The organism is Halorubrum alkaliphilum (genome assembly GCF_017873815.1).
Lineage (GTDB): Archaea > Halobacteriota > Halobacteria > Halobacteriales > Haloferacaceae > Halorubrum > Halorubrum alkaliphilum.
Map to the genome: position 1 here is coordinate 1 of NZ_JAGGKQ010000046.1, position 8402 is coordinate 8402.

General features: G+C 51.5%; 8 protein-coding genes. 5 read left to right on the plus strand and 3 right to left on the minus strand.

The window, feature by feature from the left end:
• The first annotated feature begins 652 nt into the window (after positions 1-652).
• Positions 653-1390 carry a DUF1028 domain-containing protein gene (locus J2751_RS15205; RefSeq protein WP_209487278.1) on the plus strand — a complete coding sequence of 246 codons (738 nt, stop codon included), beginning with the start codon at positions 653-655 and terminating at the stop codon, positions 1388-1390.
• A 1126-nt stretch (positions 1391-2516) separates the two neighbouring features.
• Here J2751_RS15205 and J2751_RS15210 read toward each other — a convergent pair.
• A complete protein-coding gene (locus J2751_RS15210) occupies positions 2517-2684 on the minus strand; it encodes a DUF1931 domain-containing protein (RefSeq protein ID WP_209487281.1) in 168 nt (55 codons plus the stop codon).
• Between the two features lie 76 nt (positions 2685-2760).
• Positions 2761-3621 carry a hypothetical protein gene (locus J2751_RS15215; RefSeq protein WP_209487283.1) on the minus strand — a complete coding sequence of 287 codons (861 nt, stop codon included), beginning with the start codon at positions 3619-3621 and terminating at the stop codon, positions 2761-2763.
• A gap of 61 nt (positions 3622-3682) precedes the next feature.
• Between J2751_RS15215 and J2751_RS15220 the strand changes: the two genes are divergently transcribed.
• The 4 genes from J2751_RS15220 (at position 3683) to J2751_RS15945 (ending at position 7115) form a co-directional block, all read left to right on the plus strand.
• Positions 3683-4042, plus strand: a complete 360-nt coding sequence (locus J2751_RS15220) for a hypothetical protein (protein WP_209487285.1) — start codon at positions 3683-3685, stop codon at positions 4040-4042.
• Positions 4043-4102: 60 nt separating this feature from the next.
• Positions 4103-5512: a DEAD/DEAH box helicase family protein gene (locus J2751_RS15225; RefSeq protein ID WP_209487287.1), complete on the plus strand. Its 1410-nt coding sequence runs from the start codon at positions 4103-4105 to the stop codon at positions 5510-5512.
• On the plus strand, positions 5499-6851 hold the full coding sequence (locus J2751_RS15230; protein WP_209487289.1) for a DUF790 family protein: 1353 nt from the start codon (positions 5499-5501) through the stop codon (positions 6849-6851). Before J2751_RS15225 ends, J2751_RS15230 begins: the two co-directional genes overlap by 14 nt.
• Before the next feature lie 114 nt (positions 6852-6965).
• A complete protein-coding gene (locus J2751_RS15945; RefSeq protein ID WP_449405243.1) occupies positions 6966-7115 on the plus strand; it encodes a DUF7837 family putative zinc-binding protein in 150 nt (49 codons plus the stop codon).
• A gap of 169 nt (positions 7116-7284) precedes the next feature.
• Here the strand turns inward: J2751_RS15945 and J2751_RS15235 are convergent, their stop codons facing one another.
• Positions 7285-8277, minus strand: coding sequence for a hypothetical protein (locus J2751_RS15235; protein WP_209487291.1), 993 nt, complete (start codon positions 8275-8277; stop codon positions 7285-7287).
• Positions 8278-8402 lie beyond the last annotated feature (125 nt).

Below are 8402 nucleotides of genomic sequence, written 5' to 3' on the forward strand. Positions count from 1 at the left end.
CCTGAACAGCTCCAGTCAATTCTGGGTGGGAGAGAACTTCGGTAAGGACGAGAGGCATCACTGTGCGGTGTATCTTTGTCTTGCTATCCAACTACTCTTCGTAAACCTCAACGCCAATCGCTCCGAATGCCTCCGTTATCGCTTCGTAAATCGGTTCACCATCTTCAATTTGGTACGTGAGGAGTGGTGGTTGTTGTTCAGATAAACGGGGTAGCGTCATACTAGTACCACATATAGAAACATGTTATAACCATGGATTTTCATCTCTACTTCTAGTAGTGTGTTGTTAGAACGTTCTCTGGTAAGAATACTACTCAACGCTCGTGCTGACTTCATCCTCTGTATCTCGCACAGCGTTCTTGACAGGTAGTGAGTAATTCAACGATCTGATCGGTACGTGAGTCACCTGTGTTGACCGGAACCGGGGTAGAACGTATCACTTTCTGAGGATTTCAACAGAGCCACTTTGCTCACTAACCATCGGGATCTCGACGTACCGGACATCTGCTACACTGTTAGAAGGCCGTGCACTCGGTGCACGTCAATTAAAAGGAGTTAGCGATCAACAGCCAGTCAACACTACTGTGGATTCTAAACGACTTTGAGACGGGACCAATATTTTTATTTTTGAGAACGCTTCACATGTTTCACTGTGTCACGACGTAACAGGAACGAACAACCGGAATGGAAGCACAGACGCGGCGCGGTTCCAGGGACGTTCTCGATTGCTGCGGTGGACCCCGAAACAGGAAAAACAGGTGTCGCTGTAAGCACAGCACTGGTCGCTGTTGGTGGCCTTTGCCCGTTCGTAAGCGAAAATGCTGCGGTAGCGACTCAATCATTTGTGAAAGTCTCACATGGAAAGCATGCTATTGATCTGTCCGAGAGGGGAGTGAGTATTTCCACTGCATGTGAGGCCCTGATTGAGGACGACGAGCATGCTGGTTACCGACAGCTTCATACTATCGATAGTAATGGAGAAGATTTCACCTTCTCTGGTGACGATTGTGTAGGATGGTACGGCGAAACCACTGGTGAAAACCACACTGTAGCGGGCAATATGCTCGAAAACGGCACCGTCATCCAAGCTGTCAGTGACCGTTTCGAGGACGCAGGTGGTTCGTTTTCTGCCCGACTGCTTGAGGCGCTTGAGGCAGGTCAAGAAGCTGGGGGCGACAAGCGCGGAAAAATTAGCGCCGCCTTGCTGGTACATGCGCCTGAGCCGAAACTGTACCACAATCTCAGAGTGGACAATTCTGACGATCCTGTTGGGGAATTACGAGAGGCATACGAACTGGGCCGTGAAACAGAGGAACAGCTTCCCGAACAAGCCGAAGATATGCTTGGAGATTACCCCGAAGAGATTCTCAACTTCGGACTCAAATACTAGTAACGCTCTTTTGTAGGAGATTATCGGTGTAAGTGCCGGGTTCATCGTCCTTGCCGCACTACTCTACCCACTCGGTGAGTGGCTTCGACCAGTTGGAGGTGAGGCGATAACCTACAGTCGAATTCTCGGAGGGGAGTGGAGTCTGTTACTCGAATCACTCTACTTCAACTCCCTCACGTTCACAACTTTGGGTATGAGTGACTACGAGCCGATGGGAGTCGGTCAAGTACTTGTCACGCTACACAGCACTCGGGGCAGTGTTGATTGCCTTGCTCGTCTTTGTGCTTGGTCGTCACGCTACAAGATAGAACCTCTATATTCAGCAGTCGCTTCCACTCGGGTTTCTGACGACAATCCCTCTCGATGAGCGATGCCACCCTTAGACCGCTACTAGTGCTAACAAGCGCTGCACATTCCCTGTATTGTACAGCCGGATGTGATCTCCACGGATAACTGCTGAACGTATCGATATCCTATCGTCTTCTACCGATTTTAGGTCAATACGATCTACTAGTAGTTTCTGAATATGGAACGCCGTGCCTCGTATCGTCCTCCTCCGACTATGCAGTCACAACACCGCGAGACTACCAGTAGTCCTTTGATATTGACCAAGGGTTTCTTTCAGGATTGGTTTTGCCCAACTACCGTAACCGATCACGATGTGCTGCTGATTTGGTTACGAGATCGGCCCACACTTGCACGTGTGCTTGACACCCGTGAGTGGTCTCGAACATCATTTGTAGAGCGTGTCATAGAATGGTTCTCGTGGTTGCCCGCGTATTCGGAGCCAGTAGCTCCGAGACGGTCGAACCCGTTCTCACAGCAGCCGTTCGTTCTGAGCCACGCAGTGGTCGATAGACGCAAAAATATCAGCAGCCATAGATAAATAAGTGTTCTCTGACTACTTCATAAAACCGTGCATTGAGTGCACGCACTTCTAAACCTGTTACGGATCAAAAAGATAAACAGTCCGATAATAGCGTGGGGATGTTTCTATGACACGCTCTTTGTACACAAAATAGCAGGACTACTTTGTCCAACTACACAGGAACTCACGGTCGCAGGATGCTCAGATTGGCGCTTTACCGACCCGGTTAGAATGGATCGTTGGTGAACTCTCAGACCGTTACAAGTCTTGTGGCATGACAGTCTTGCGGTCGTTCGCTTCAGCACGACGGGAGGCTTCCCCAATGAGTTCGGCTACTTCTTCATCCAGAGCATCGTAGAAATCTGCTGCAACTGGGTGGTCTTCTAGTGCATCCTGCACTCCGCTATTGACGATCAGGTCTGTCATACAACCGGTATTAGCGGGTCAGAGTAGTAAATATTGGCTAATTGGCTCGTGAGTAACGGGACAATTCCGAGACTGGTCACAGAGTTAGCTCAGCAATCTCCCAGTCGCCCGAGAGCTCATTGTCCAGTCCCTCATCACTCACGAGCTTCCGTATCCGTTGCTCAACATCATCATCAAGCCTAAATTCGAAGTCGAACTCCTCCTGCCATTCCCAGTAGCGCGGGATCGTCGGCGAAAACTCACTCACCGCTCCGGCGGGTGCATCCAAAAGATGGCGGGCTTCGGATATTTCCCCTCGTGGATGGGCAAAGCTTCTGCTGATGTTGTCGTCATTCACGATTCGTTCCAGTAAGTCGATAGCCGCGTGCTGGTCTGCGTAGAATGTATGTTCGAGCATCGGATTTACGACAAAGATGTCCTTCGAGGCATGCTGGTGAATGGTGTCTGCAACGGCGTGATCAGGATGTCCGATCCCCCAACCGTACGGATGGACTCCCTCGTTGATGAAATCGTATCCGTCGCCCTCGACACGATCAAGAATTGAGCTGAAGAACTCCAACGATTTGACTGGAATCTCTGTTACACCCTCTGTGAGTCGGGTCCGGATCAGATATCGACCCGTGACATTCTGAAGGACTGTCGTCACATGAGGGAACTCGTCTGATGTCTCCGGGTGATAGGCGTCAAGAAAATCTTCAAGAAACTCCCAATCTTCCGCTAGTACGGCATCATCAAACACCGCGATGAGTCGTTCCCGATACGCACGGGTAATCCCCTGATAGCGGTCGGAGTCATCTTGTTCGTGTGCTGATAATAACTCAGTTTCATACGTTGCTACTGCCTGCATGAGTGCCGCCACATCCCCATCGTCAGCAGTTGATATCTGCTGTTCAAGCGCCTCTATTTCGATTGGATCTGATCGTCTGTCTGGCACCATTGATTCTCTCTACAGAAACCCCAGTCGTAATTCTTGTGTCTCAAAACGGTAATAGTACTATATGACCGCAACGTATGCTCTCAGTGTTACCATCGAATCACACGACTACAGGGGCGAGTTCTATCTCATGGGCGATGAATACGATACAGGTGAAGATGTCCTAAAATACGTAGCAACTGACCATATCTTAGCAATGAAGCAACGCCCACACGTTGCCGAGTACTTTTTAGAGACACTCCGAGATGGTGAGAACGTGAGTAAGGCAGAGTACGATCAAGCTGACCCGGATGTCTCCTGTGGGCTCCACTTCGATGTTAACCACCAACAGTTCGGATTCTGGGTTGGCGACCGTAGAGTCGAGATCGGGAGACGACCAACAAAGAGCGAATTGCGCTCAATCGCTGACGAACTTTCGGTGTAGTTACTTCCTCGTTCTCCACTCCAGCAACGACAAGTATGCGACCTGCATAAAGAGAGTTGAATGCGTCTCTCGTTTGATGATGGGACACTCCTTGTTGAAGACGCTCCTGAGTCTGTGCCGTATGCTGAGTGGGACGACCGTGTCGATGAGTACCGAGCACAGGCACACCATTACCGTGACATTCGAAAGTGGGTGAGCGGATCTGATGGGCAAGCCAGTCTTGAACAGCCAATGGGAACTGTGGCTGAATTGGAAGACGAGGCTCGTGCGTACTCGAAGTTCCATCTCACGCCTTCTGTCGCTATTGAACCTCGTGATTACCAGCAGGAGGCACTCTCAGCATGGCAAGAAAACAACCGTCAGGGCAGTGTGATCCTCCCCACAGGAAGCGGAAAGACGTTTCTCGCCGTCCAAGCAATTGCTGACGCCGGTGTCAGCACGCTTGTTGTCGTTCCGACTATCGACCTGATGAACCAGTGGCACGCCACTCTCACAAACGCTTTCGGGAATCAACTCCCTGATGGAATCGGCGTCTTGGGCGGTGGAAGCCACAACGTGACCAATATTACGGTGACGACCTACGACTCTGCGTACCGGTATATCAACGAGTACGGCGACCGGTTCGGACTTCTCGTGGTGGACGAAGTACACCACCTTCCGGCACCGACCTACCAACAGATCCCTGAGATGACGATTGCCCCGTATCGACTTGGACTCACAGCTACCTACGAGCGCGCTGACGGGAAACATGAAGAGCTAGCGGAACTGTTGGGCACGGTTGTGTATCGAGAAGGAGTCGACGAGCTTGCAGGGGAGTATCTCAGCGAGTACGAGACGCTCCATCTCAGCGTGGAACTAACTGATGAGGAACGGAAGCAGTATACTGAAGAATACCAGATTTACCGCGACTACGTCGACAGTCATGATTTTGATCTCTGGAAAGAGAGCGGCTATCAGGAATTTCTCAAGCGCACGTCATACGACCCGCAGGGACGACGCTCCCTCATTGCTAAACAACGAGCCGAGAAAATCGCTCGTACTGCGGAGAAGAAACTTGATACGCTGGATAATTTGCTAAAGAGACACCACGACGACCGCACCATCATCTTCACAGCGAACAACGAGTTTGCATACGAGATCTCTCAAGAGTTTATTGTTCCCTGTATAACGCATCAGACCGAGACTGAGGAGCGAACAGAGATCCTAGAGCGATTTCGAACAGGAAAGTACTCGATGCTTGCTACCTCGCAGGTGCTGGATGAGGGAATCGATGTACCGTCTGCAAACGTGGGCATCATCCTCTCTGGAAGTGCATCGAAACGACAGTATGCACAGCGATTGGGGCGGATTCTTCGTCCAACGGATGATCGTCAACCCGCTCGACTCTATGAGATCATTACCGAGGATACGATGGAGACCCACGTATCTGAACGGCGACGGCAGGGGGTGAGCGCTAATGCTGACAGCTGACCTCGCACGATCACGTACGTACGAAGGAACTATCTCCCCGCTGTTCATCAACGCGGACGAACAGCAATACCGAGACACCGCAAAAGAACTCATACAAATCTTCAATGAGCATCTCGGACAATCCAAGGGTAGGCTGGAGGAGACGGTAGACCAACTCACTATCGCAGACACGGACTACAAGATTGTACAAGGACTGGCGAAACTGCTCAAAGACGAGTGTGAGTTTGAAACCGTTGCACCAGTAGAGCCACAGGAGATCCGGCAGCGACTCTTTGAGAAAGCGAACGAGTCATACCCGATTGCACGCCAGCCTACACTTGGTGAAGACACACAAAAGTTGGAGGTGTACAGTGCTGTTGCTGACCAACTAGAAATCACACTCGAAGAATGCTACAAAGGTATGTATGCTGATCTGGAGGAGAACAAGCGACTCGTGCGGTTTGGACACCATACTTCCGATGAATATGATGAAGCTGACGGCGGGACGACCACGACACGGTTGACTGGAGATAGTGAGGAATCGTACGCTGAGGATACGATAACAGTCGATTGGCTTCTCACACGCTACAATCTCGCTCTAGCACAAGCGGTACTGTACGATGCAACGGAGATGCGAATACGAGTTTGGGACTCGTTTGCGACGGTCTTCAGCTACGTGAAACTGTTCGGGCTGATGCACCGTATCTATCCAATCGACGCCAACGGCAACCGTGTCGCCAGTACAGACGTTGCTGACGGGTACGAGGCTATTCTGGATGGAGCAGCGTCTCTTTTTTCGAAATCGAGGAAGTACGGAATACGGATGTCAAACTTCCTTCCAGCTCTCCCGTTGTGCGACCGCTGGGAGATGGAAGCTGATATTCTTGATGACGATAGAGGGGCGACCAGTCAAACACTCTCGTTTGAGCTTGACCACACGGACGAACTCTCCTCGCACTACTCGGCTCAGAGCGATTTTGACTCCGATGTGGAACGCGCACTTGCCCAGAAGTGGGAACGTGCCAACACTGACTGGCAACTCGTCCGTGAGGATGACGTACTGGACCTAGGAGCAGAGGTAATGCTCCCGGACTTCGCTATCGAACACCCTGATGGACGCCGAGTCGTATTCGAGATCATCGGGTTCTGGACGCCAGAGTATCTGAATGAAAAGCTGGCGAAGATACGGAATGCTGACCGGGACAACCTCATTGTCGCCGTGTCTGAGCGGTTGGACTGCTCGTCTGAAGATTTCGGTGGAATGGATGACCGTGTCTTGTGGTTCAAATCGGGTATCCACGTCTACGATGTGATTGAATTAGCGAAGGAATACGCAGTTGGGTTCTCACCACGGCAATAGCGTTGATCTCGCCTATTACTTCCGCTGGACTCTCATTGGTTATACAACAGCGGGGTGCGTAGATCACCGTGGGACTTGGAATCCTGTCACACGCTCCAAGTTCCTCATCACATCATGTCTAATGCAGTGTCGGAACTCGGTACGTGTCCATTCTGTGGGTCGGCTGTTCCAGCCGGAGCGATACTCATCGAGTATGAGGTTGAAGAGGAAAAACGCCTCTTTGCGGAGTGCTACAAATGCGAAGAACCGGTCCAGCCACAGTAGCTGTAACACGGGAACTACTGTTAAGCCAACTATCACCCAGCTGCTACAGAACCATCATTCTGATTGCGCTGAAATTCGTGCCGCAGTCAAATAGGCTCCTGCAGGTATTCGAAGATGCATTCGTGAGAAACACCGTCATACATCCTTACTGACAACGGTCACGAGGTCGTCACGGCCCTCCTCGGGTATGTGTGTGAAATTGTGAGCCGGATTTGAATTCGGTTAGCTCCGCGATCCGATTTTCAAGCTCTTTGATTTCCTCACGGAGCTCTTCCGCCTCGCTCCCCTCTGTTGCAGCCAACTGGTCTTTCAGCCCCTGCAGTCGTGTTTCTTTGTGTTCCTCGTCAGCCTCGGTCTTCCGGACATACTCTGATTCTTCGATGTCGTACACGTCACTGTCAGATAGGGGTGTGACCTCAATTGCGTCGTCCACTTTGCTCCGGTCGACGCCCAGCACGCGCTCGCGCTCAATTCCGGCTTCCTCCAGCGTCTCCAGTACTTCCACATCAGGTTTGAGCGACCGATTTCGGCGCGTCGTCCGTTGGACGGACCCAAATGGCCCAGAGACCGGTTGATCGTGATGAAGCCGAGTGAGCAGCACATCGCTCACATCCTGCCGGAGGTCGTTTGCGTTCCGTTGGACATCTGAGAGCAGCGTGTAAAGGTTCACCAACACGTCTGTATCTATTTTTTCGAGGGTGGTTACCTCGTGTCGCTCCAATGCGTCAACCAGCAAGAGTGCATCCGCATATACGTCCAAGTCTGGCTCGGTCCGTTCTTTTTCCTCACTCTCTGGCTCGTTCCCAGCGTCAAGAATCTGGGTAGTGGTTGGGCCGTCTTTTTCGACAATGACTCCTGCATCCTCATCGATTTCGAAGCGGGGATGAAGAGACAACACGGCTGGGTATGGCCCCGCATCTGGCGGGAGTCGGTCTAATTCAAACCCATTGTCGGAGTCCGTAATCCGGCGGTATAGTGTTTCGAATTGATCCTGCTGGAGCGGCTGGGAGTCACCGCTGTGTGTAAACTGGATCACGACACGGTGCTGTTGGACATCGGTGATCCGGAACCGGTCGTGTGACAACGGAGTCCGGAGAGTGGCCCCCTCTGGCAACTCATCCAATCGCTCGATGAGATTATGCCAGCTAATTCGGAACGACATACCTGCATAGAGAGGGTTAGGTGCTAAATGTTTGGTCGTGTCACAAAGTCCTCTAGAGTTCAGTAGCAACTGGCTCCCGTGAGGAACGGGTTGCCTCTGGTGTCCAACCTACGAGGCAACCCATG